Origin of the sequence: Kitasatospora sp. NPDC056800, from assembly GCF_042789775.1 — a bacterium.
Taxonomy (GTDB): domain Bacteria; phylum Actinomycetota; class Actinomycetes; order Streptomycetales; family Streptomycetaceae; genus Kitasatospora.
Genome location: NZ_JBHUAL010000173.1, coordinates 1 through 20,947 on the forward strand (window position 1 = coordinate 1; position 20,947 = coordinate 20,947).

Genomic DNA, 20,947 nt, shown 5'->3' on the forward strand with positions numbered 1-20,947 from the left:
GCCGACTTCCTGCGCGGCGAGGCTGGCCGTCCCCTGGTTACGGGGTGAGTCGCAGGTGGATCGCGAGGACGCCGAGCTGCTCCTTCTCGGGTGGGTAGATCTCGCGGCAGGCGGCGAGGAGTTCGGCCCGGCTCATCCCCTCGGAGCCGATCGACTCCGGGTCCTCGGTGTCGAGCATGGCGTCGAAGCTCGGGTACTCCGCGACGCCGGTGACCTGGGTGCGGCAGTGGGCGTCGCCGGATTCGAAGACGAGCGTCTGTCCCGGACGGATCCTGCGCATGCTCGGGTAGCCGACGCGTACCTCGATGGTCTTGGTGCCGGCGGCGATCAGGTCGAGGTAGGGGCGGCGGATCCGGATGACGCGTTCCTGGTCTGACATGGGGGCAGGTACTCCGCTTCTATGCCGGGGGAGGAGGGGGCGGGCGGCTAGCGCACCACGGGGATCGCCCCGGAGCGCCAGTCCGTCAGCCGCTTGCGGACGCTCGGCACCATCGCCAGCCCGTCCGTCTCGGCCGGGGTGAACCACGCGACCTCGTGGGACTCGTCGGACACCCGCAGCTCCCCGCCGACCGGGCGTCCGAGGAGGCAGACGGAGAACTCCTGGCGGACTTCGCCGTCGTCGTAGGCGAGGACGTGGCCCGGGTCGGTGTAGGTGCCGACGATCCCGGTGATCTCGACGTCGATGCCGGTCTCCTCGCGGGTCTCGCGGATGCCGCACCCGGCGATCGACTCGCCGATGTCCATCCGGCCGCCGGGCAGCGCCCACATCCCGTTGTCGGTGCGGCGCTGGAGCAGGACGCGGCCGGCGTCGTCGACCACGACCACGGACGCGGCCGGGACCAGCGAGTTCGCCTCGGGGGCGTTCGGGTCGTCCTCGTAGTCACGCCTGGGCACGGCCTGCCACCTCCGCAGTCGGGGCCGTCCGCATGTCATGCCCTTTCTCCCACAGTCCTCGACCCGTCAGGTGCGAGCCGCGGCCACCGCGTCCGTGTACAGCTCCGTCGTCAGGTCGTCGTCACCGCTCCCGAGGCCGTCCAGGGGGTGTCCTTGCCCCGTTAGGCTGCGGTCGTGACGATCAAGGCTGTGGTGTTCGACGTCGGGGAGTGCCTGGTCGACGAGACCCGGGAGTACGGTACCTGGGCCGACTGGTTGGGCGTGCCGAGGCACACGTTCGTGGCCCAGCTCGGCGCGGTGATCGCGCAGGGCCGGGACTACCGGGAGACGTTCCAGGTCTTCGCCCCCGGCTTCGACCTCTCGGAGGAGCGCGAGAAGCGGGCGGCCGTCGGCCGGCCGGAGACCTTCGGTGAGGAGGACCTCTACCCGGACGTCCGGGGCGCCTTCGCTCAACTCCGGGCGGATGGCCTGTGGTTGGCGATCGCCGGAAACCAGACCGTGCGGTCCGGGGCGATCCTCCGCCGACTGTTCACGGACGATGTCGACCTGATCGGCACCTCCGACGACTGGGGCGCGAGCAAGCCGGACCCCGCCTTCTTCGAGCGCGTCGCCGAGGCGGTGCCCGCCGAGCCGCACGAGATCCTGTACGTCGGTGACCGGCTCGACAACGACGTGCTCCCCGCCCGGGCGGCCGGGATGCGGACGGCGTTGATCCGGCGCGGCCCGTGGGGCTGGATCCAGCAGCACGACCCGGCCGCCGGGCAGGCGACGTTCCGGATCGACTCGCTGGCGGAACTCCCGGACCTGATCGCCAAGTTCAACGCCGCGGCGAGCTGAGCCGCCCCACCGAGACCATGAGGTACGAGTGAGCAGTGAGTGGACCGTCCACGGCAGCCGTCCCGTCTACACCAGCGCGTGGGTGCGGCTCGACCTGGTCGACGTCGAGCCGCGCGGAAGGGCCCGGTACGAGCACCACCTGGTGCGCTTCGCACCGGTCGCGGCCGTCGTCGTGGTCAACGACCGGGACGAGGTGCTGATGATGTGGCGGCACCGCTTCGCGACGGGCACCTGGAGCTGGGAGATTCCCAGCGGCATCGTCGAGGACGGGGAATCCCTCGAGGCCGCAGCGGTCCGCGAGGTGTTCGAGGAGACCGGCTGGCAGGTGGACGAGGTCGAGGCCCTTGCCTATGTCCAGCCCATCGGCGGCATGAGCAACGCCGAGCACCATGTGTTCCTCGCCCACGGTGCCACCTACGTCGCACCGCCGGTGGACACCCACGAGGCCGACCGGATCGAGTGGATCCCGATCTCCCGGATCCAGGGCATGATCGACCGGCGGGAGATCGTCGCAGGCGTCGCGGTCACCGGCCTGCTCCAGGTGCTCGCCCGGCGTCCCTAGATCGGCAGGGCCGGCATCTCGCGAAGAGCAACAGCCAGATGGCGGCGGGCCGCGCACGTCGGCGTAGCCGTCCAGCGGATCCCGCCGGGCTTCGGGGCCCGCGGCCCGCCGGAACGCGGTAGCTTCCCGGTGGTACCGCGGCCTCACGGACCGGGCAGGCGGGTGCGAGCGCGGGAGGGCTGCTGTGCTGGAGGAACGGGAGTCGATCGGCAAGCGGGTGCGGCGGGCGCGGCTGAGGTTGGGCATGACCCAGGCCGACCTGGCCGCCGCTACCGGAAGGACCCAGGGCTGGGTGTCGAAGGTCGAGAAGGGCACGATCGAGCTCGACCGGGCCGGCACCATCAACCAGATCGCGGCGGCGCTGCACTGCCACCCCAACGACCTCATCGAGAGGCCCTTCGTCGCGGGCAGGCCGTCGGAGAACCAGTGGCAGGTGTCGGCCGCCGCCATCCTGCGGGAGCTTCGCCGCTACGACCTCACGCCGGTCTTCGACGGCGCGCCCCGGCCGTCGGCGGAACTCTGGCGCGAGACGGAGCGCCTGCACCGGCTCCGGGACGCGGCCGCCAACGTGGCCATCCTGAAGGTGCTCCCGGACATGCTGCGCGAAGCGCGTGCGCTGGCCGAGGTGTCCACCGGCCGCGAACGCGAGGAGGCGTTCGCGGTCTACGCGATCGAGTGCAAGTTCGCGCACACCGCCGCGCACACGCTCGGCCACCCCGAGCTGATCGCCATGGCCTGCGAGCGGGCCGCCTGGTCGGCCCGGCTGTCCGGCGACCCGGTGATGGAGGCGGTCGCGGACTGGATGCGGGTGTGGGACATGTGGGCCACGGCGGACTGGGACGACGCCCTGGCACTGTCCGACAAGGCGCTTCGCCTCGTCGAGGATCGCTACCGCGCCAACGACCCCCTGGCCGTAAGGGCTTGGGGCGCCATGCACCTGCGCGCCGCCGTGTCCGCCGCCCGCGCCGGCCGGCGGACGGAGGCAGAGGACCGCATCCGGCACGCGTACGCGGCAGCCGAGTTGATGGACGGAAGCCGGGCCGAGCCCCCCTTCGACCGGCACTCGCTGACCTTCTCCAGTGGCAACGTCCAAGTCCACGCGGTGTCGGTCCAGTTGGAGATGGGCGACCACGCCAGGGCCCTGATCCTCAACGAGCGTGCCGACCCGGCGAAGGTCGCCGCCCTCCCGGCCTCCCGGCGGGGCCACCACCACATGGACCTGGCCCGCGCCTGGCTGTGGGACGGCAACCGCGACAAGGCGCTCCAGGCCCTGGAGGCGGCGGAGAAGACCGCCCCGCAACTCGTGCGCAACCACCCGATCGCCCGCGCCACCCTGCGCAGGATCGTCTACGCCGAGCGCTCGGCCACCCGCGAGAAGCTGCGCCACATGTCCGACCGCTTCCACCTGGACGGATAGGGCGGCCGGGCGGTACCAAACCCACGGCCGCACCCCCGAGCGCCGGGCAGTCCGCCGATCCGCCGTCACGTCGGCTGCTCGGCTGGGAGACCCAGTCGAGCAGCTGGCCGGCCGACCAGGTGCTACGGCATGCTCCGGAAGTAGTGCCGGCCGGGGAAGCCCTCGGTTCAGACGTCGCCGAACTCGCTCCTGGCTCCCGCGCAGGAAGTCGGCTCGGTCGACTTCCTGCGCGGCGAGGCCGGCCGTCCCCTGGTTACGGGGTGAGTCGGAGGTGGATCGCGAGGACGCCGAGCTGCTCCTTCTCAGGTGGGTAGATCTCGCGGCAGGCGGTGAGGAGTTCGGTCCGGCTCATTCCCTCGGAGCCGATCGCCTCCGGGGCCTCGGTGTCGAGCATGGCGTCGAAGCTCGGGTACTCCGTGACGCCGGTGACGAGGGTGTGGCAGTGGGCGTCGCCGGATTCGAAGACGAGGGTCTGTCCCGGACGGATCCTGCGCATGCTGGGGTAGCCGACGCGTACCTCGATGGTCTTGGTGCCGGCGGCGATCAGGTCGAGGTAGGGGCGGCGGATCCGGATGACGCGTTCCTGGTCGGGCACGGGATGGTGTTCCTCTTCTATGCCGTGGAAGGGAGGGGAAAGACGGCGAGGCGCTCATGCAGTTCGCCGACGGCACCATGACGGGGGTATCGGCGGGCGAGGTAGCCGGTGAGGTCGGTGGCGCGGGCGCGTACGGAGTCGACGACGCGCTCGGAATCCAGCGCCTGGTTGCCGAGGGCTACAGCGTTGTCGGGGTCGCCGAGCTGGGCGTGGGCGAGGGCCAGATCAATGCGGGCGATGGCCTCGCGGCTGGGCGAACGGGAAGCCGCCGGGGCGGACTCGTACACGGAGAGCGCGTGTTCTGCATGGCGACGGGCATCCTCGGCCTTGCCGAGCAGGATGCAGGCGGTGGCCGGGTAGGACGTGAGGGCATAGTCGGCGAGTGGCAGTGGGTCGAGGCCGAAACGGCGGGGGATCCGGGCGGGCAGGAACTGGTGGGCGTCCTGGGCGGCGCGCAGGGAGGACACGAAGCCCTCGGGATCGCCGTCTGCGGCCGAGGCGCGGGCGGCCTGGGCGTGGAGACGGACGGCGAGGGGGTGCGTGGCGGGTGCCTGGGTCAGGCCCTGACGAGCGGCAGCCAGTGCCCGATCAGGGCGGTGCTCGTAGAGGTTGATGGAGGCGGCGGCGTCCATGGCCCATCCGCACAGCTCACCGTGGCCGGCCTGCCTGCCGTGTACGAAGGCGTCGTTGGCGAAGGCGAGGCCTGCTCGAGGGCTACCGAGGTCATGGGCCAGCCAGGCAAGGAGTTCGGAGAGCCATCCTGCGTAGGCGAGGAGTTCGCGGCCCTGCTCGTGGGTGTGCTTCGCCTTCAACAGGGCGTCCACCTTGCGGCGGTAGTCGAGCGTTTCAGCGAACACCTGTTGCGGCGGCATCACGGAGTAGGCGTCGTTGAAGTCGGTGACCGCTAGCTCCAGGTGGTCGAGTGACCCGACGCCCAGTGAGCTGGCCTCAGCCTGACGCGTGAACTCCATGGCTTCGGCAGCAGCCTGGTCGAGAACCTGGGCGGCTGAGGTCGGGGCCGCGATCGTAAGACCCGTCAGCATGAGCGCGGTTCGACGCTTCGTGGCCGCCACCTCCTCCAGTTCCGCCCCCGCATGCGTGGAGGTGGTTCCTTCTGGGAGTGTCGCACCTTCCGGGCCGTCGGCTCGGAATGCCACGGGTGTGTAGTCGGCGGCCAAGCCCAGCTGGACGGGACTGGTCTGGAAGAGGCGGCAGAGCAGGTCCTGGTACTCAGGACTCGGCGCCTTGCCGGCCTCCCAGTCCTTCCAGGACCGTTCGGTGAGTCCGATCTTGCGTAGGCGTTCCCGGTCGACCAGGTCGTGAGCTTCCTGGACCGCCTCAGTGACAGGCCAGCCCACTGCCAGTCGGAAGGCCTTGAGGCGACGGTGCCCACAGTGCGCCTCGATCTCCTTGACGATCAGCTCGACCAAGTCGTACGGCACCTGTTCGGGGTTCCCGGCCTGACCGATCATCCGTTCTCTCATCCGGCGCCCGCACGCGGCTGCGTGCGGGCCACCTTGTGATGCTGCGGCGACAGTCATGGGAGACATTTCCTTGCGTGGTGATTCCTGTGCGTCGGTGCGGCGTCATGCATGTCCGGACTCATTTGCTGCTGGTTGGTCGAACCATGACCTCGTGCGATGGGTCTCTTCCTGCCGGAACCGGGCGATGGCCTCGCCCGATCGGGGCGGCGATCTCTCACTACCTGCGATCAAGCTGTAACGCCAGGCTACTGGGTGGCGCTGCATTGGGTGTACACAGCGTGATGTCGCGCCCCTTCTCGCATGTCCCCTCCCCGCTCCCTTCGAGGTCCACCATGCTCAAAGCCCGCCGGCCCCGCGCGTTCGTCGCGTGCCTCGACTCCCGCATCGAATCCACGCCCCTGGCGCGGTACTTGCTCCGTGCGTACCTCTCCGGGCTGCCGTCCGGTGACCGCTACGCCGACACGGCCGAGCTGCTCCTCGGGGAGCTGTTCGCCAATGCCGTCCAGCACTCCGACGGGCCGGACGACTGCCACATCGAGGTTCGCTTCGCCCTCGTCAACTCCCGGCTGCGGCTGGAGGTGCACGATGCCGGTAGCGGCCGTCCGTCCGTCCGTGTCGCCGCGCCCTCGGACGAGCGCGGGCGTGGGATGTTCCTCGTCAACGAGCTCGCGGAGCGCTGGGGTTGCTCCTCCCGGCCGGGTGGGATCGGCAAGTTCGTGTGGGTGCTCGTCGCCCCGATCCCCGCGCCCGTCCTCGTCAACGCCTGAGAGTCCGACTACTGATGAACCTCACAACCCTGGCGCGGCACGCCCTCTCCCGTGGCCGCACGCCCGCCGAGACGTACGCGCTCCTCGCCCGCCGTACCGGCAAGCCGCTCTCCTCCGCCCGCGCGGTGTGCCTCGCCCTCGACATCCCGCTCGCGGAGACCGGCCGCCGCCTGGACGAGTGCTACGACGTCCTGCTCTCGGACCCCCGGCCGGACTCCGAGACGGACACCGGCGAACTCCTCGAAGCCCTCGGGGTCTTCGACGTCCCCAAGTCGCTCACCGACGCCGAACTCGCCGTCGTCGACCTGTTCCTGGCCGCCGTCGATGCCATGGGCGGCATCCGCGCCGGCCACCAGCACGGCCTCACCCGCTGGTTCACCACCGGCAACCTGACCACCGCGTACCTCTCGCTCGCCGCCGCCCGGCCCATGCCTCGCACCGGCGATCCCGTCCGCTACTGGTCCACCCTCGTCGCCGCCGGCGAACTCCTCACCACCACCGCCCACTCCGAGATCCGCGTCAAGTACGCCCTCGCCCACTGCCGCACCCAAGCCACCCGCGCCTGACTCCCGCGCAGAGCGGCCGGATCGGCCGAGCGCGTCCGCTGCCGCAGGCCTGCGAGCAGGGCGAAGGGCAGCTCCGGGCGGAGTCGACAGAGGACACGAGGGCGCGAGGACAGGCTGAAGGCGGGTGCCGCCGTGGTCGGCGGCACCCGCGGGGAAACCGGTGCGGGCCCTGGTCAGGCCTTGACGAGGGCGTAGGTGCCGGTGCCGTCGGCCTTGCCCATGCTGTACTGGCGCAGGGGCTGGCCGTCGGCGTTGCGGTCGTGGCCGACCATGTGGCCGGTGTACTTGTTCTGGACGCCGATCTTGTCGCTGCCGGGGACGTCGCGGTAGAAGTAGAACCGCTGCAGGTCGTCGACCTTGCAGTCGGCCTGTTGCAGGATGGTGCCCTCGGTGGCGGCGGTCGCCTCCGGGACGGCCAGGCACTTGTTGGTCGAGCGGTTGATCAGGATCTGCTCCGCGATGCCGTTCGCCGTCGGGCCGCTGCACAGCTGCCACTGGTCCTGGCCCTGCGGCCAGCCCTGGGCGGCGGGCCGCAGCTGGATGTTGTTGCTGCCCCAGTCCAGGAAGCCGGGCGCGGACCAGAACAGCGCGCGGTCGGGTGTGGTGATCTTGTAGTTGGCCGTGTCGCAGGTGAAGCCGGGCGGCGCGGTGGTGCCGGGGAATCCGGGCCAGTCCTGCTTGACTCCCGAAGCCTTGGCCGGAGCGGCCGGAGCAGCGGGAGCGGCCGCATCGGTGCGGAGCGAAGTGGTGCAGCCCAGGATGTCCTGCGCCCGGCGCATGATGCTGTTCGCCGGTACGGCGTCCTCGCAGCGCACCGCGCCCTCTTCCAGGGTGGTGAAGGTGGTGTAGCTGCCCCCGCCGGGGCCCTCGACCCACTTGGTGGCGTACGTGCCGTTGCCCGTGTCGACGCGGTTGCAGTTCAGGCTGCCGTACTGGCCGGTGACCTTCCGCGTTCCCTCGTACAGGGCGTAGTAGCCGGGCTTCTGGAAGTTCCAGGTGATCGACTTCGACTCGGTGCTGGTCGTGGAGGACTCCAGTTTGACGCTCAGCTTCGCGCTCGCCTCGACCTTGGCGAGGGTCGCGATCTCGAAGTTGCCCGTGATGGAGGCGTCGAGGCCGACCGAGACCGTCACCACCGACTGGGTGGTGGCCGTCACCGTCTGGGAGCCCGTCGCGCCGTCGGTGACGTACCAGCCCTTGAAGTGGGTGATCGTCGGGACGACCTGGAGGGACTTGATGAACGGGTAGCGCTTGCCGAGGTCCGCGGCCGTACAGGTGTCGCCGAGCGCGGGGTCCCCGGCCACGGCGGCGGCCGTCCGCGCCGGGGTGGCGGCCGCGGCCGGGGCCATCGCCGCCATGGTGCCGAGCGCGGAGGCCGCGGCGAGGGCGACCAGCCCCGCGCGCCGGCGTCCGGATGGGCGTGAGTGACGCATCGTTGTTCCCCCCTGGCGTCCGGACTCCGCGTCAGGACAGGCGGGAGCCCGGGTGGTGGTGTGGTCGGTGTGGTGGTGCCGGTCGCAAACGAACATAGCGGCGGGATTATTGACGGGACCATGCCAGAACAGGTCAACGGGCCGCCGGTCCGGGACGGGTCGGAATGGCCGGTTCCCCGATCGCGCGGGCGGCGCCCGCCCGCCACCACCGCGGTCGTGCGGTGCGGGACGCGGGCACGCCGGCCGGGCCGGGGACGGACGCGGCGGCCGGGCGGCCAGCCCTGATCCGACGCAGTGGCACATTCGCCCGCCGAAGGTGCACTTGCCTCCGATCCGGGGTCGGGCCGTCCCCGCCGGTGCGCCGGCGCCCCGGGGCGGAGGGATATCCGGTCACCCCGGCCTGGCCGATGTCCTCCCCTCCGCGCACCACGACGGCCCGGCACCCCGCGCTGCGGCGGGGTGCCGGGCCGAGGGGACGCCGGACGCCCCGCGCTACCTCCGGCCGCTGCTGCGGGTGCGGCGGGTGAGGGAGTCGAGGACGACGGCGGCCAGCAGCACGGCGCCGGTGATCATGTACTGGATGGCCTGGGCGGCGTGGACCATGTCCAGCCCGGTGGTGATGGACTGGATGACCAGGATGCCCAGTAGCGCCGACCAGGTCTTGCCGCGGCCGCCGAAGAGGCTGGTGCCGCCGATGACGGCCGCCGCGATCGCGCTCATCAGGACGTTGCCGCCGCCGAGTTGCTTGTCGGCGGAGCCCTGCTGGGAGGCGTAGAAGAGGCCGCCGAGGCCGGCCAGGAACGCGGAGAGGACGAACACGGAGATCCGGACCCGGGCGACGTTGACGCCCGCGCGCCGGGCCGCCTCGACGCCGCCGCCGACCGCGAAGACCTGCCGGCCGTAGCGGGTGCGGCGCAGCACGAAGTCGGTGGCGAGGACGGCGCCGAGCAGGACGACCAGGGACAGCGGCAGGCCGCGGTCCTGGTTGAGGGCGTAGGCGGTGGCCAGGGTGAGGACGGCCAGGGCGCCGGCCCGGATCGCGCTGTCGGAGGCCGGCGGGGCGGTGAGGCCGGCGGCGCGGCGGCGGCGGGCGGTGTGCAGGCGGGCGGCCAGGTAGAGGACGGGGGCGAGGAGTGCCAGGCCCCAGGCGTAGGCGATGTCGCCGTCGCCGAGGAAGGTGGTGTCCAGGCTCGCGACGACGCCGTCGTGGCGGTTGTTGACGGTGCCGGCGTCGCCGAGCACGTACTCCTGCAGGCCGCTCCAGGCCAGCATCCCGGCGAGGGTGACCACGAAGGCGGGTACCCCGACGCGGGCGAAGAACAGGCCGTGCAGGAGCCCCATGACGCAGGCCGCGCCGAGGGCGGCGGCGATGGCGAGCCACTCGTTCCAGCCCTGGCGCACGGCGAGCACCGCCGCGATCGCGGCGCTCGCGCCGGCCACCGAGCCGAGGGAGAGGTCGATCTCGCCGAGGATCAGCACGAACACGACGCCGACCGCGATCAGGCCGGGGCCGGCGATGAAGCGGGTGATGTTGGTGAGGTTGTCGGCCTGCAGGAAGTGGTGGGTGACGGACTGGAAGACGATCGCGATGACGACCAGGCCGACGACGACCGGCAGCGAGCCGAGCTCGCCGGAGCCCAGGCGGCGCCGGGCGGCCTGAGCGAGTCCCGCCCAGCCCTGCGCGGGCGGATGGAGCCGCGGATCGGCGGGCGAGGGGGTGGCGGGTGCGTCGGGGGTGCTCATACGGCCTCGGCCTCCTCGGCCTGCTCGGTGCGGCGGGCCCGGCGGCGGGCGTGGGCGTTGTCGGTGGCGCCGGTGATCGCGGCGACGATTTGCTCCTGGGTGGTGCCGGCCACCGGGAAGACCCCGTTGTTGCGGCCCAGGCGCAGCACGGCGACGGTGTCGGCCACCGCCCGTACGTCGGCCATGTTGTGGCTGACCAGCACGACCGCCAGGCCGCGCTCGCGCAGCCGCTCCACCAGGTCGAGGACCTGGGCGGTCTGCTCGACGCCGAGGGCCGCGGTGGGCTCGTCCAGCACCACCAGGGCCGGCTCGCCGACCAGGGCGCGGGCGATGGCCACCACCTGGCGCTGCCCGCCGGACAGCGCGGCCACCGGGGCGCGCACGTCGGGGATGCGGATGGCGAGGGTGTCCAGGAGGCGGCGGGCGTGCTGCTCCATGGCGACCTCGTCGAGCAGGGCGGGGCCGAGCAGGGCGCGGCGGCGCTTCTCGCGGCCGAGGAAGAGGTTGGCGATGACGTCGAGGTTGTCGCAGAGCGCGAGGTCCTGGTAGACGGTCGCGATGCCGAGGGCGGCGGCGTCCTGGGGGCGGGCCAGGCGGACCGGCTCGCCCTGCCAGGTGAGGGTACCCTCGTCCACGGGGTGGACGCCGGCGATGGTCTTGACGAGGGTGGACTTGCCGGCGCCGTTGTCGCCGACGAGGGCGAGCACCTCGCCGGCGTGGACGTCGAGGTCGACGTCGGTGAGGGCCTGGACGGCACCGAAGCGCTTGGAGACCGAGCGCAGCTGCAGGACGGGTGCGCCTGTCACGGGAACCACCTTGGGGGAGGGGCTACTTGAAGACCTGGTCGAAGGATGCTGGTGCGGGGCTGGCTATTTGAGGCTGGCCGCTTTGGTCCCGGCCGCCGGGGGCCGGGCTACTTGAGTCCGGCGGCGGCGCACGCGGCGGCGTAGTCGGCGGTGCAGATGTCGGAGGCCTTGTAGGTGCCGTCGGCCAGGACGGTGGAGGCGATGGTGTCCTTGGTGACGATCTTGGCGTCCAGCAGTTTGGTCGGGATGTTCTTGGCGGTGGCGCTGTCGACGCTCGCGGTGGCGATGGTCTTCACGTCCTTGCCCTGCAGCAGGGCGACGGCCAGTTCGGCGGCGGCCTCGGCCTGCGGGCGGTAGGCCTTGTAGATGGTGTACGCCTGGTCGCCGGCCACGATGCGCTGGATGGCGTCCAGGGAGGCGTCCTGGCCGCCGACGGGGACCTTGATGCCGGCGCCCTTGAGCTGGGTGATGATGGCGGCGGCCATGCCGTCGTTGGCGGAGTAGACGGCCTGGAAGCCGTTCTTGCCGAACTCGGTGACGGCGGCGGAGATCTTCTGTCCGGCGACGACGGGGTCCCACTGCCCGGACTGCTCGTAGACGACCTTCTTGACCTTGCCGTCGAGGACCTTGTGCGCGCCAGTCTTGAAGTCCGCGGCGTTCGGGTCGGCCTCGTCGCCGTCGATCATGACGATGTCGGCGTCGGCGGCCTGCGCGCCGAGCGCGTCCAGCAGGGCCCGGCCCTGGAGTTCGCCGACCTTCTCGTTGTCGAAGGAGGTGTACGCGGCGATCGGGCCGGCCGCCAGGCGGTCGTAGGCGATGACCTTGACGCCCTTGGCGGCGGCCTCCTGGACCCAGTCCTGGGTGGACTTGGCGTTGTACGGGTCCAGGACGATCACCTTGACGCCCTGGGCGAGCAGGGTGTCGAACTGCTGCTTCTGCTTGGCGGCGCTGCCCTCGGCGTTGTTGTACAGCACCTTGCACTGCGCGCACAGGGCCTTGACCTTGGCCTCGATGTACGGGCGGTCGAAGGACTCGTAGCGCACGGAGGAGGCGTTCTCGGGCAGCAGCAGGCCGATGGCGTTCGGGTCGCCGGCGGCGGAGGAGGAGTCGCCCTTGGCGCCGGCGGCCTTGCCGCAGGCGGCGGTCATGGACAGGGTCAGGACGAGGCCCACGGCGGAGACGAGGGCGCGGCGCAGTGCGGCGTTCATCGGATACCTCTCCCTGGGGGTCGCCGCGGCTTCGCGGCGGGGTGGGGGGAGTTAAACCTGGGCGCGTACATGACGTCAATAAGTAAAACCAGACTGCCGGGAATCCACCACTACTCGTTATGTTCGTGAACACGCCTCGGGGGGCGGGGGCACGCGACGCGGCAGTGCCCGCCGCTCCCCTCGCGCGGCGGGCACTGCCTGGTGGGAACTGAGTGACCGTCAGGGACGGTCGAGGGTGATCGAGTTGATCGGCCCCAGGTCGTAGTAGACGCCCTTCGGCGAGGAGAGGTCGTAGACGCAGTCGGCGCCGCCCGAACCGCGGCACAGGCGGGCGTGCGCGCCGCCGGTCTGGTTGTTGAGCACCCAGTGGTGGCCGTACTGGCCGCTCAGGTTGTGCGCGCCGTAGCTCCAGTAGACGTCGCTGGGGCTGACCGCCGGGTCCTGGTCCTGCGGGTAGACGCAGACCGCGCCCGACGGGCAGCCCGCCCATGCCCCGTCCGCGGCGCCGGCGCCGCCGGCCTCCACGGTGGTCAGGGCGGCGGCGGCCAGGGCCAGGGCGGCGACGGTACGGGTGATCCTGCGCATGGGTGGTTCTCCCTTGGCTGGTACGAGGACGGACGACCGTTGCGTCCGGTGCCCGTCAGCCTAGGAATCCGGTGCCCGCGGCGGTCCCTGACATCTGACAGGGGCGCGCCTCCTTGCCCCCCCGCCGTCGGAGTCGGAGCCGCAGTCGGAACCGGGGCCCGCCACGGAGCTACGGCAGCGGGAGCGAGGCCGCCCCGGCGACCAGCGCCGGCAGCTCCCGCATGTCCGCGAAGGTCCGGGTGCCGGGCCCCGCCAGCCACGCCTCGGGCGTCAGGCCGCCGTGGAAGCCGAGCGACCGCATCCCCGCCGCCCGCGCCGCCGCCACCCCGTACTTGCTGTCCTCGACCACCAGGCACGCCGCCGGCTCGACGCCCATCGTGGCGGCCGCGTGCAGGAACAGGTCCGGGGCGGGCTTGCCGCGCTCCACGTCCTCGGAGCTGAAGACCCGCCCGGCGAAACGCGGCAGCAGCCCGGTCCGCCCGAGCGTGGAGCGCAGCCGCGCATGGCTGCTGGAGGACGCCACGCAGTCCGCCATCCCGGCCCGCTCCAGGGCCGCCAGCGCCGCCACGACCCCCTCCACGGGGGCGAGTTCGGCGGCGAACACCTCGTCGTACAGGTGCTGGAAGCGCTTGTCCCAGCCCGGCTCCAGCGGCACGCTCGCGTGCGCCTCGATCTCGGCGGTCATGAACGCGTGCGAACGGCCCAGGAACCGCTCGACGATCTCCTCCTGCGACAGCGGCCACCCCACCTCCGCGACCACCCGCTCGTCCACCCGCACGGCCAGCCGCTCACTGTCGAGCAGCACACCGTCGCAGTCGAAGACCACCAGCTCCACGGGAAGGGACATGCCGCCACCCTACGGGGCGCCCGCGGCGGGGCGGCGGGCGCGTCCGCAGCCGGGGCGCCGGGGGCCCGGCGGGCTCAGTGCGGGTGGCCCAGGTACGGGAAAGCTGGCAGCAGGTCGGTGTGCGGGCCGATGTGGTCGCCGGGCACCTTGCCGTCGGTGAGCATCGTCAGCCGCGCCGAGGTGACGTCGTCGCTCAGCGTGCGACCGTTCGGGTAGCCGGCCGGGCGGGCGCGGTCGTAGCACAGGATGTCCGGCAGGACGATCCGCAGCTGGGCCTCGGCCGCGTCCGTGGTGTACCCGCCGAAGTGCTGCAGCTTCGCCGTCCACGGCTCCCGGTAGTTCTCCCAGTCGTCCACCGGATCCCCGGCGTTGTACGCCTCCTTGGCGTCCTCCTCGTTGAAGTACGCCGTCAGCGACGGGTGCGCACCCCGGTCCACCGACACCAGGTGCCCGTCCTTGCGCACGCTCACCCGCGCCCACACCCCGATCTCCGGCGCCGGCCCGAACTGCGCGTCCGGCGCCTCCAGCACGATCCCGAACACGTTCTTGTCCGCGCCCCAGTCCACCCCCGTCCACTGGAAGTCCTTCACAATCCCGTCCAGGTCCGCGAAGAACGGGTCGCTGCGCAGCCCCGCGCTGATCCGGTGCGCCCCCGCCTCCACCACCGCGGGCGTGCCCGTGAAGCTCACCGGCGCGTCCGCCACCAGCACCTCGCCGACCGCCTCCAGCCCGCGCGCCCCCTCGCCGGCGGCCCGCCGCACCGTCATGGTCTGCGCCCCGTCCCGCGGCTCGGAGAAGGTGAAGCTGTACGCGACGTCGGCCCGCCGGTCCCCGTCGGTGTCGATGTCGATCCGGTACACCGCCTGCGGGTGGAAGGCCTGCCCGCCGGACGGCGCGACCGGGTTGACGTTCATGATCAGCACCGTCCGGCCCGGCTCCGGCGCGGCGAAGGCGAACAGGTCGGTCAGGTCCAGGCGCGCGTCACCCTCGGGTGAGCGCAGGTTCGGTCCGCTGAGGTGGTGCGACAAGACGGCCTCCGGGGTCGGGCGGGTTGCGCGGGGACACCCCCCGACCCCCTCGGCCATTGCTAGCACGCCCGCCCGCCCCCGGCCCGCCCCGCTGCGCCACCCGGGCGGGCGCGGGCGGGGGCGGGGGTTCGGGTACGGGCGCGGGTACGGGCGGGGCGTCAGCTCGCGGGCAGCCGCGCGGTGAAGGGGTCCGCCCCGGTCCTGGCGTCCGGGGCGCCGTAGCCGAAGAGCCAGGTGGTGCCGTCCGGGCCGGTGGTGAACACGCCCGGTTGGGTGAAGGCGAACGGGGCGGGGGCCACCGCCCAGGAGGACCCGGTCCACCGCTGGACGGGGGAGTCTCCGCCGTAGCCCACGCCCCAGACCTCCGTGCCGCGCAGGGACAGCCCGAGGAAGTAGTGCGGGTCGGTGGCCGGCGGCGTGCGGGTGCCGTTCCAGGCGGTGCCGTCCCAGCGGGTGGCGAAGGCGTTCCGGAGGCCGGACTGGCTGTACCGGCCGGTGCCGCCGGCCAGCCACACCTCGGAGGGGCCCGCGACCAGCAGGTCGAGCACCCGCACGTCGAGGTTCGGGTACGACGGCGCGGCCACCTGGGACCAGGCGCTGCCGTCCCAGTGCACGACGAACGGCCGGTACAGCGCGCCGGAGGACGCCTGGTAGTCGCCGGCCGCCCAGACGTCGCCGGGCCCGGCGACCCGCACCGCGGTGAGCTGGGAGGTGCCGGGCGGCAGCGGGAGGGCGGCGCCCTCCCAGGACGAGCCGTTCCACCGCGCGGCGGCAGCGGACGAGCCGGCCCGGCCCACCGCCCAGACGGCGCTCCCGGCCCCGGCCACGGCGAAGCCGGAGAACGCGCCGCCGGCGGTGCCGGGCACCGTGCTCCGGCTCCAGCCCTGCCCGTCCCAGTGGACGGCCAGTCCGCTGTCGCCCACGGCCCACACGTCGGCCGGGCCGGCCGCGGTGGCGGCGTACAGCCGGCCGCTGGCCCCGGTGACCGCGCCCTCGACCTCCGTCCACCGGGCTCCGTCCCAGCTCCACACCGCGGGCACGTCGTACGGGACCGGCCCCCAGAAGGCGACCTGGTACCCGACGGCGAAGCCGGCCGCGGCGCCGGTCATCGCCAGGCCGCTGACGCCGAAGTCGTTCCGCAGCGGGAACGGCGTCACCTGCCACTGCGGCGTCGCCTGTTCCCGCGGTGCCGACCGCTCCCGGGCGGTGGCCGCCGCCGCCCCGGTGGGCGCCGCCGCGCCCCACGCGAGGGCGGGAACGGCGGCCGCGGCGGTCCGCAGCACGGACCTGCGGCTGATGCTCATGCCTCGTCTCCTCTTCCTGTCCCGTCGTCCTGTCCCGGCCGTGCGCTCTCGCCGGCTCACCGGCCATGCTGTCCGGGCGCGCTGACACCGTGCTGACCGACCGACCGGCCCGCGCCGTCCGGACGCCGGGGGTCACGTCCGCAGGCGGCCCGCCTCGTGGACCAGCGGTGGCGCCACCGCGTCCGCGGCGCGCTCGAACAGGGCGCCGCTGCGGCTGCCGGCCGCGGTGCGCACCCAACGCCAGCCCCGCGCGCGGTAGTAGGCGTGCAGGGCGGCGTTGTCGCTCCACACGTTCGCCCGCAGCAGGGTGGCGCCCGCCCGCGCGGCCCGCCAGGAGGCCCAGTCGCCCAGGCGGGTGCCGATGCCGTGCCCGGCGTACCGGCGGTCCACCGTGAAGGAGCTCACGTAGCGGGCCGGGAGGGCGAGTTCCTCACCGGTCCACAGCCGGGGGCTGCCGGTGGGGCGCAGCGTGAGGGTGGCGACGGCCTCGCCGTGCGGCGACAGCGCGGCGACCACGGTCAGGCCGAGGGCGATCAGCGCCAGGCCGCGCTGGGCGTCGTACGGGTCCGACCACTGGGCCGAGCCGTGCTCCAGGGCGATCCACGCGGCGGCCTCCGCGCGCAGGGCGGCCAGCCGGGGCAGGTCGGCGGGCACCGCGGTGCGGACGTACAGCGGGTCGGACCGCGGGTCGGGGCGCGGGTTCACCACGGCGCGCGGGGGGCGGCGGCGGAGGGACCCGCGGAGGCGGAGGGGACGGCGGCGGGCCCGGAAGGCCCGGGCAGGCCGTACGGTTCGAGGGGTTCGAGGACGAAGCCCGCGCGCAGCGCGTCCAGCAGCCTGCGTCCTGGCGCGGTGAGCGCGGTGCCGTCGGGGGTGGTCAGCGGATGCCGGGCGACGATCCGGGCGAGCGGCACCCCCGGGTGCAACACCATGCCGGGGGAGGGGAGTTGCAGCAGCACGCAGTCGTCGGGCCCGCACTCCAGCAGGCCGAACCCGGCACCGCAGTACCGCAGCCGCCCGTCCTTGAGCCGGTGCAGGCCGCCGGCGGGCGCCGCCGCCACCCGCACCGGGGCGCCGGTGTGCCGCACCACCAGCTGCACGGCGCCCGCCGCGTCCGTACGCGGCTCGCCGCCGGTGGCGTGGCCGTAGAGCTCCAGCACGTGCCGCAGCGCGGACGGCAGCGCCCGCTCGGCCAGCTCCAGCTCGCCCAGCAGCCAGGTCGAGCCCTGCATACGGCAGTTGAGCTCCAGCAGCAGCGGACGCTCGCCGTCCAGGACGAAGTCGGCGCCGAACAGGCCCCGGTAGCCGAGCGCGGCCAGCGCCTCGCCGACGCGCCGCGCCGCGGCGGCGGCCCGGGCCAGGGCGAGCGGCGCCAGCAGGGCGGGGGCCGCGAAGTCGCAGCCGGAGTAGGCGCCGAAGGGCGCGCCGACACCCTCGATACGGGTCAGCTGGACGGACGGGCGCAGCACCCGCACCGTGCTGTCCGCCGACACCAGCACGTGCACGTTGAGCGCGACGCCCTCGACGTAGCCGCTCACCAGCCAGGGCCCGCCGCCGACTTGGCGGATCGGCTGCAGGTCCGCCTCGTCGACGACCAGGTGGGTGCCCTTGCCGCTGGAGCCCACCGGCGTCTGCACCACGTAGGGGGAGCCGAAGCGGCGGCGCAGCTCCCGGTGGTCGAGCGCCGGGACCACCGCGTCCGCCGGGGTCGCGGCCCCCACCGACCGCAGCCACGCGCGCTGCGCCCGCTTGTCGCTCAGCATCGGCAGGGCCACGTGCGAGGGCGGCTCCAGCAGGCGGGTGCCGAGCGCGCCGAGTGCCGTGCGCCACTCGGGTTTCATCGCCGAGTAGGGCAGCAGCGCCAGCTCCCGGCCCCGCCAGCCGCCACCCGCCGCGCCCGCGCCCCCGTCCTCGTCCTCGTCCTCGTCCAGGGTGCCGGCGAGCGCGCGGAGCACCGTGTGGACCCCGGCCCCCGCCGGGGTGTGGTCGCGCACCCCCCGCTCCGGTTCCAGCGCGTGGAAGGAGGCCCCGAACTCGCCCGCCCAGCCCGTGTCCGGGCCCTCCACGCTCACCACCGCGGACAGGCAGCCGGTGCGCAGCAGCGGCAGCACGTTCAGGGGACGGGCACAGCACGACAGTCCGGGCAGGGCCCGCAGCCGGGCCACCGCTTCGTCACAGGATGTGATCACCCACGCGATTATGGAGAGCCCGGGACGGCGCTCGCCGCCACCGCACGCCCCGCCCCGCCCCGCACGAGGCACGCCCCGCCCCCACCCTCACCCGAACGAAGGAGCCCCCCGTGTTGACGGCCCGTCGGGCCCGCTGTCGGCACCCGGCAGTACCGTGCACGAATGAACAGCCGCACCGCCCCCGACCCGAACCGCCCCGCCGAACGCCCCGCCGAACACGCCGCCACCCGCACCGCCGCACCCACCTGGCGGGTCACCGAGACCGCCGGCCTGGAGACCTCCTGGATCGACCTCGGCCCCACCTCCCTGACCGCCCACGGCCGCGCCGCCGCCGCCGAGCCCGCCCCGTACTGGCTCGACTACCGGCTCGACACCGGCGACGGCTTCACCACCCGCCGCATGCACGTCACCGCCCGCACCCCCGACACCACCCGCACCCTCGACCTGCGCCGCGACGAGACCACCGGCCACTGGACCGTCGACGGCACCCCCCGACCCGACCTCGACGGCGCCCTCGACTGCGACCTCGGCCTGTCCCCGCTCACCAACACCCCGCCCGTGCTGCGCCACGGCCTCCACCTGGGCCCCGGCGAGCACCACTTCCTGATGGCCTGGATCCGCGTGCCCGAGCTGGTCGTCGTGCCCTCCCGCCAGACCTACACCCACCTGCGCCGCCACGAGGACGGCCGCGCCACCGTCCGCTACGCCTCCGGCGACTACCGGGCGGACCTGCTGCTGGACGCGGACGGCCTGGTCGCCGAGTACCCGGGCCTGGCCCACCGCATCGCCTGACGGGCCCGGGCCCCGGGGCCTGAGGCCGGGGGTGTTCAGACCGCGGTGCGCCCGCCGTCCACCGGCAGGAGGGCGCCGTGGACGAAGCCCGCCGCGTCGCCGGCCAGGAAGACGACCGCGGCGGCGATCTCCTCGGCCTCGGCGGGCCGGCCCGCCGGCGCCTCGGCCGCCATGTCGCTGAGGCCCTCGCCCATGACCGCCGTGCCCTCGGTACGGGTGGGCCCCGCGCCGACGGCGTTGACCCGCACACCGCGCGGCCCGTACTCGGCCGCCCAGGTGCGGGTCAGCAGGTTGACCGCCGCCTTGCTGGAGCCGTACAGGGACATGCCCGGCGCGCCGTGCGAGGCGGCCTGGGTGCTGATGTTGACGATCGCCCCGGCGCCGCGCGCGGCCATCGCCGGGGCCAGCTCGGCCACCAGGAAGTAGGGCGCCCGCACGTTGAGCGCGTAGACGGCGTCGAACTCCTCCTCGGTCGTCCCCTCGGTCGGCCCGAACGGGTAGACGCCGGCGTTGTTGACCAGGATGTCCACCCGGCCGCCGCCCAGCGCGGTGGCCGTACGGGCGAGGCGCCGCACCGCGGCGACGTCGCGCAGCTCGGCGGCGACGAAGTCGGCCCTGCCGCCGCCCGCCCGGATCGCGGCCACCACCGCCTCGCCGCGCGCCGCGTCGCGGCCCGCGACCAGCACGTGCGCGCCCTGCTCGGCCAGCGCGGTCGCGGTGGCCGAGCCGATGCCGCTCGTCGCGCCGGTCACCAGCGCGACCCTGCCCGCGAGGGAGGAGGAGATCATGACCACGGCCCTTCGGAGAACGGGGGTGCTTCGCAGCGGGGGCGGGCGCGCGCTCGGCGCCCGCCCCTCCAGCGAACCACGCCCGGCGGTGCGGCGCCCCGTCGTCCAGGCGGCGCGGTACGGGCGGACGCACCCGCCGCCGCACGGGAGCCCGCCCGCCGTCCGGGCGCCCCGGCCCCGGATTCCCCGGCCCCGGGGCTCAGGTGCCGTAGGCGTGCGGGAAGACGTCCACCGCCTCGGCGGCGACCTCCCGCACGTCCGCGTCCGGCCGGTGCTCCAGCGGCCCGGTCAGCGGGGCGAGGAGGTGCCCGGCGGCGGCGCGGTCGGGGCCGCGGGGGCGGGCCGTTCCGACCATCCCCGTGAAGGCCTCACGCGTACGAGTGAACGAGCTGGACCGGACGCCTTTCGACCACGTACAACTGCGCCCACAGGGCCTCCCGTTGAGCGATCCGCCACCCTCCGGCCCTGCCGCCCCACGCACCCCGAGGAGGGCCCGATGGCCGCCGAGATCACCTATGAGGAACTCGCCACCCTGGTCAGGACCCGCGCCGGCGTCCAGGTCACCGCCGAGGAACTCGCCGAACCGGGCCGCATGTTCCTCGACCTCGGCGTCGACTCGCTCGGCGTGCTGGGCGTCCTCGCCGACGTGGAGAACCGTTACGGCGTCTCCGTCGACAGCGCGGAGCTGCTCGGGCGTCCCGTCGCCGAGTTCCTCAAGGACGTCAACGCCCAGGTGGCGTCCGGCTCCTGAACGACCCGGAGCGGGGAGTCGGCCCCGCCGTCCGGGTACCGGCCCGTACGACTCGACCGCCTCGGCGGCGCCCGGTGTCGTGATCATGGAGAACGGCAGCAACTTCCAGCAGGTCCGGGACCCGCAGGGCGGCCAGTGCTACCCCGGCCTCGGCGCCGACACCGCCATCGCCAACCGGACCGGCGGCACCATCCTGCTCTTCCCCGACGGCAACTGTCAGGCGAGAATCCTCAACCCCCTGGGGCCGGGCGAGTTCCGGCCGGACGAGAACGTCGGCAGCTTCCTGGCCCTGGACTGACCTCGCGCCACCCCCGTCCGTCCTCCCGCCCTCCGGCCCGAACACCGGAGGGC

The 20,947-nt window shown here is 73.6% G+C and carries 24 protein-coding genes; 8 read left to right on the top strand and 16 right to left on the bottom strand.

All coding sequences use genetic code 11. From position 1 onward, the window contains the following. Nucleotides 1–37 precede the first annotated feature (37 nt). Together ACFRQN_RS30225 and ACFRQN_RS30230 are read right to left on the bottom strand one after the other, a co-directional pair. On the bottom strand, nucleotides 38–379 hold the full coding sequence (locus tag ACFRQN_RS30225) for an ASCH domain-containing protein (RefSeq protein WP_380743410.1): 342 nt from the start codon (nucleotides 377–379) through the stop codon (nucleotides 38–40). A 47-nt stretch (nucleotides 380–426) separates the two neighbouring features. Further along, nucleotides 427–894: an NUDIX hydrolase gene (locus ACFRQN_RS30230; RefSeq protein ID WP_074001133.1), complete on the bottom strand. Its 468-nt coding sequence runs from the start codon at nucleotides 892–894 to the stop codon at nucleotides 427–429. Between the two features lie 174 nt (nucleotides 895–1,068). Here ACFRQN_RS30230 and ACFRQN_RS30235 point away from each other — a divergent pair, with 174 nt between their 5' ends. The 3 genes from ACFRQN_RS30235 to ACFRQN_RS30245 all read left to right on the top strand — a co-directional run bounded on the left by ACFRQN_RS30235 (nucleotide 1,069) and on the right by ACFRQN_RS30245 (nucleotide 3,710). Further along, nucleotides 1,069–1,731, top strand: coding sequence for an HAD family hydrolase (locus tag ACFRQN_RS30235; protein WP_074001132.1), 663 nt, complete (start codon nucleotides 1,069–1,071; stop codon nucleotides 1,729–1,731). A 28-nt stretch (nucleotides 1,732–1,759) separates the two neighbouring features. Beyond that, a complete protein-coding gene (locus tag ACFRQN_RS30240; RefSeq protein WP_074001131.1) occupies nucleotides 1,760–2,293 on the top strand; it encodes an NUDIX hydrolase in 534 nt (177 codons plus the stop codon). 184 nt (nucleotides 2,294–2,477) lie between these two features. Next, complete coding sequence (locus tag ACFRQN_RS30245) at nucleotides 2,478–3,710, top strand: helix-turn-helix domain-containing protein (protein ID WP_074001130.1); 1,233 nt, start codon at nucleotides 2,478–2,480, stop codon at nucleotides 3,708–3,710. A 253-nt stretch (nucleotides 3,711–3,963) separates the two neighbouring features. Here ACFRQN_RS30245 and ACFRQN_RS30250 read toward each other — a convergent pair whose 3' ends face one another. After that, nucleotides 3,964–4,305, bottom strand: coding sequence for an ASCH domain-containing protein (locus ACFRQN_RS30250; RefSeq protein ID WP_074001129.1), 342 nt, complete (start codon nucleotides 4,303–4,305; stop codon nucleotides 3,964–3,966). A 17-nt stretch (nucleotides 4,306–4,322) separates the two neighbouring features. Beyond that, complete coding sequence (locus ACFRQN_RS30255) at nucleotides 4,323–5,777, bottom strand: tetratricopeptide repeat protein (RefSeq protein ID WP_241852738.1); 1,455 nt, start codon at nucleotides 5,775–5,777, stop codon at nucleotides 4,323–4,325. A 344-nt stretch (nucleotides 5,778–6,121) separates the two neighbouring features. On the opposite strand from ACFRQN_RS30255, the gene ACFRQN_RS30260 reads away from it, so the two are divergent. Continuing rightward, the gene (locus ACFRQN_RS30260; protein WP_079271803.1) at nucleotides 6,122–6,556 is read left to right on the top strand and encodes an ATP-binding protein; all 435 of its coding nucleotides are present in this window, start codon (nucleotides 6,122–6,124) and stop codon (nucleotides 6,554–6,556) included. A 14-nt stretch (nucleotides 6,557–6,570) separates the two neighbouring features. Continuing rightward, on the top strand, nucleotides 6,571–7,122 hold the full coding sequence (locus ACFRQN_RS30265) for a hypothetical protein (protein WP_074001128.1): 552 nt from the start codon (nucleotides 6,571–6,573) through the stop codon (nucleotides 7,120–7,122). A gap of 173 nt (nucleotides 7,123–7,295) precedes the next feature. Here the strand turns inward: ACFRQN_RS30265 and ACFRQN_RS30270 are convergent, their stop codons facing one another. The 10 genes from ACFRQN_RS30270 to ACFRQN_RS30315 form a co-directional block, all read right to left on the bottom strand. Continuing rightward, nucleotides 7,296–8,555, bottom strand: coding sequence for an RICIN domain-containing protein (locus tag ACFRQN_RS30270; protein ID WP_380743414.1), 1,260 nt, complete (start codon nucleotides 8,553–8,555; stop codon nucleotides 7,296–7,298). 492 nt (nucleotides 8,556–9,047) lie between these two features. Beyond that, nucleotides 9,048–10,298, bottom strand: coding sequence for a sugar ABC transporter permease (locus ACFRQN_RS30275; protein WP_380743416.1), 1,251 nt, complete (start codon nucleotides 10,296–10,298; stop codon nucleotides 9,048–9,050). Continuing rightward, nucleotides 10,295–11,104 (bottom strand): ATP-binding cassette domain-containing protein, encoded by an 810-nt coding sequence (locus tag ACFRQN_RS30280; protein WP_049653670.1) that lies wholly within the window; start codon nucleotides 11,102–11,104, stop codon nucleotides 10,295–10,297. Before ACFRQN_RS30280 ends, ACFRQN_RS30275 begins: the two co-directional genes overlap by 4 nt. A gap of 107 nt (nucleotides 11,105–11,211) precedes the next feature. Further along, entirely contained in the window at nucleotides 11,212–12,312 is a 1,101-nt protein-coding gene (locus ACFRQN_RS30285; RefSeq protein WP_074001126.1) for a substrate-binding domain-containing protein, read from the bottom strand. A gap of 219 nt (nucleotides 12,313–12,531) precedes the next feature. Next, nucleotides 12,532–12,897, bottom strand: coding sequence for a hypothetical protein (locus tag ACFRQN_RS30290; protein ID WP_074001125.1), 366 nt, complete (start codon nucleotides 12,895–12,897; stop codon nucleotides 12,532–12,534). Nucleotides 12,898–13,066: 169 nt separating this feature from the next. Beyond that, nucleotides 13,067–13,744 (bottom strand): HAD family hydrolase, encoded by a 678-nt coding sequence (locus tag ACFRQN_RS30295; RefSeq protein ID WP_380743419.1) that lies wholly within the window; start codon nucleotides 13,742–13,744, stop codon nucleotides 13,067–13,069. Nucleotides 13,745–13,818: 74 nt separating this feature from the next. Further along, the gene (locus tag ACFRQN_RS30300; RefSeq protein WP_380743421.1) at nucleotides 13,819–14,772 is read right to left on the bottom strand and encodes a DUF4331 family protein; all 954 of its coding nucleotides are present in this window, start codon (nucleotides 14,770–14,772) and stop codon (nucleotides 13,819–13,821) included. Between the two features lie 158 nt (nucleotides 14,773–14,930). Continuing rightward, on the bottom strand, nucleotides 14,931–16,076 hold the full coding sequence (locus ACFRQN_RS30305; RefSeq protein ID WP_375874288.1) for a hypothetical protein: 1,146 nt from the start codon (nucleotides 16,074–16,076) through the stop codon (nucleotides 14,931–14,933). 132 nt (nucleotides 16,077–16,208) lie between these two features. After that, entirely contained in the window at nucleotides 16,209–16,784 is a 576-nt protein-coding gene (locus tag ACFRQN_RS30310; protein ID WP_380743423.1) for a GNAT family N-acetyltransferase, read from the bottom strand. Then, complete coding sequence (locus ACFRQN_RS30315) at nucleotides 16,778–18,265, bottom strand: ATP-grasp domain-containing protein (RefSeq protein WP_380743425.1); 1,488 nt, start codon at nucleotides 18,263–18,265, stop codon at nucleotides 16,778–16,780. The genes ACFRQN_RS30310 and ACFRQN_RS30315 overlap by 7 nt, the downstream gene beginning before the upstream one ends. Nucleotides 18,266–18,427: 162 nt before the next feature. Between ACFRQN_RS30315 and ACFRQN_RS30320 the strand changes: the two genes are divergently transcribed. Next, nucleotides 18,428–19,057, top strand: a complete 630-nt coding sequence (locus ACFRQN_RS30320; protein ID WP_079271802.1) for a putative glycolipid-binding domain-containing protein — start codon at nucleotides 18,428–18,430, stop codon at nucleotides 19,055–19,057. A 35-nt stretch (nucleotides 19,058–19,092) separates the two neighbouring features. Here ACFRQN_RS30320 and ACFRQN_RS30325 read toward each other — a convergent pair whose 3' ends face one another. Next, nucleotides 19,093–19,845, bottom strand: coding sequence for an SDR family NAD(P)-dependent oxidoreductase (locus ACFRQN_RS30325; RefSeq protein WP_380743428.1), 753 nt, complete (start codon nucleotides 19,843–19,845; stop codon nucleotides 19,093–19,095). A gap of 199 nt (nucleotides 19,846–20,044) precedes the next feature. Beyond that, the gene (locus tag ACFRQN_RS30330) at nucleotides 20,045–20,200 is read right to left on the bottom strand and encodes a hypothetical protein (protein WP_380743429.1); all 156 of its coding nucleotides are present in this window, start codon (nucleotides 20,198–20,200) and stop codon (nucleotides 20,045–20,047) included. A gap of 141 nt (nucleotides 20,201–20,341) precedes the next feature. On the opposite strand from ACFRQN_RS30330, the gene ACFRQN_RS30335 reads away from it, so the two are divergent. Further along, nucleotides 20,342–20,596 carry an acyl carrier protein gene (locus tag ACFRQN_RS30335; RefSeq protein WP_049661285.1) on the top strand — a complete coding sequence of 85 codons (255 nt, stop codon included), beginning with the start codon at nucleotides 20,342–20,344 and terminating at the stop codon, nucleotides 20,594–20,596. A gap of 85 nt (nucleotides 20,597–20,681) precedes the next feature. Next, a complete protein-coding gene (locus ACFRQN_RS30340; protein WP_074001120.1) occupies nucleotides 20,682–20,894 on the top strand; it encodes a hypothetical protein in 213 nt (70 codons plus the stop codon). The last annotated feature ends 53 nt before the right edge of the window (nucleotides 20,895–20,947 follow it).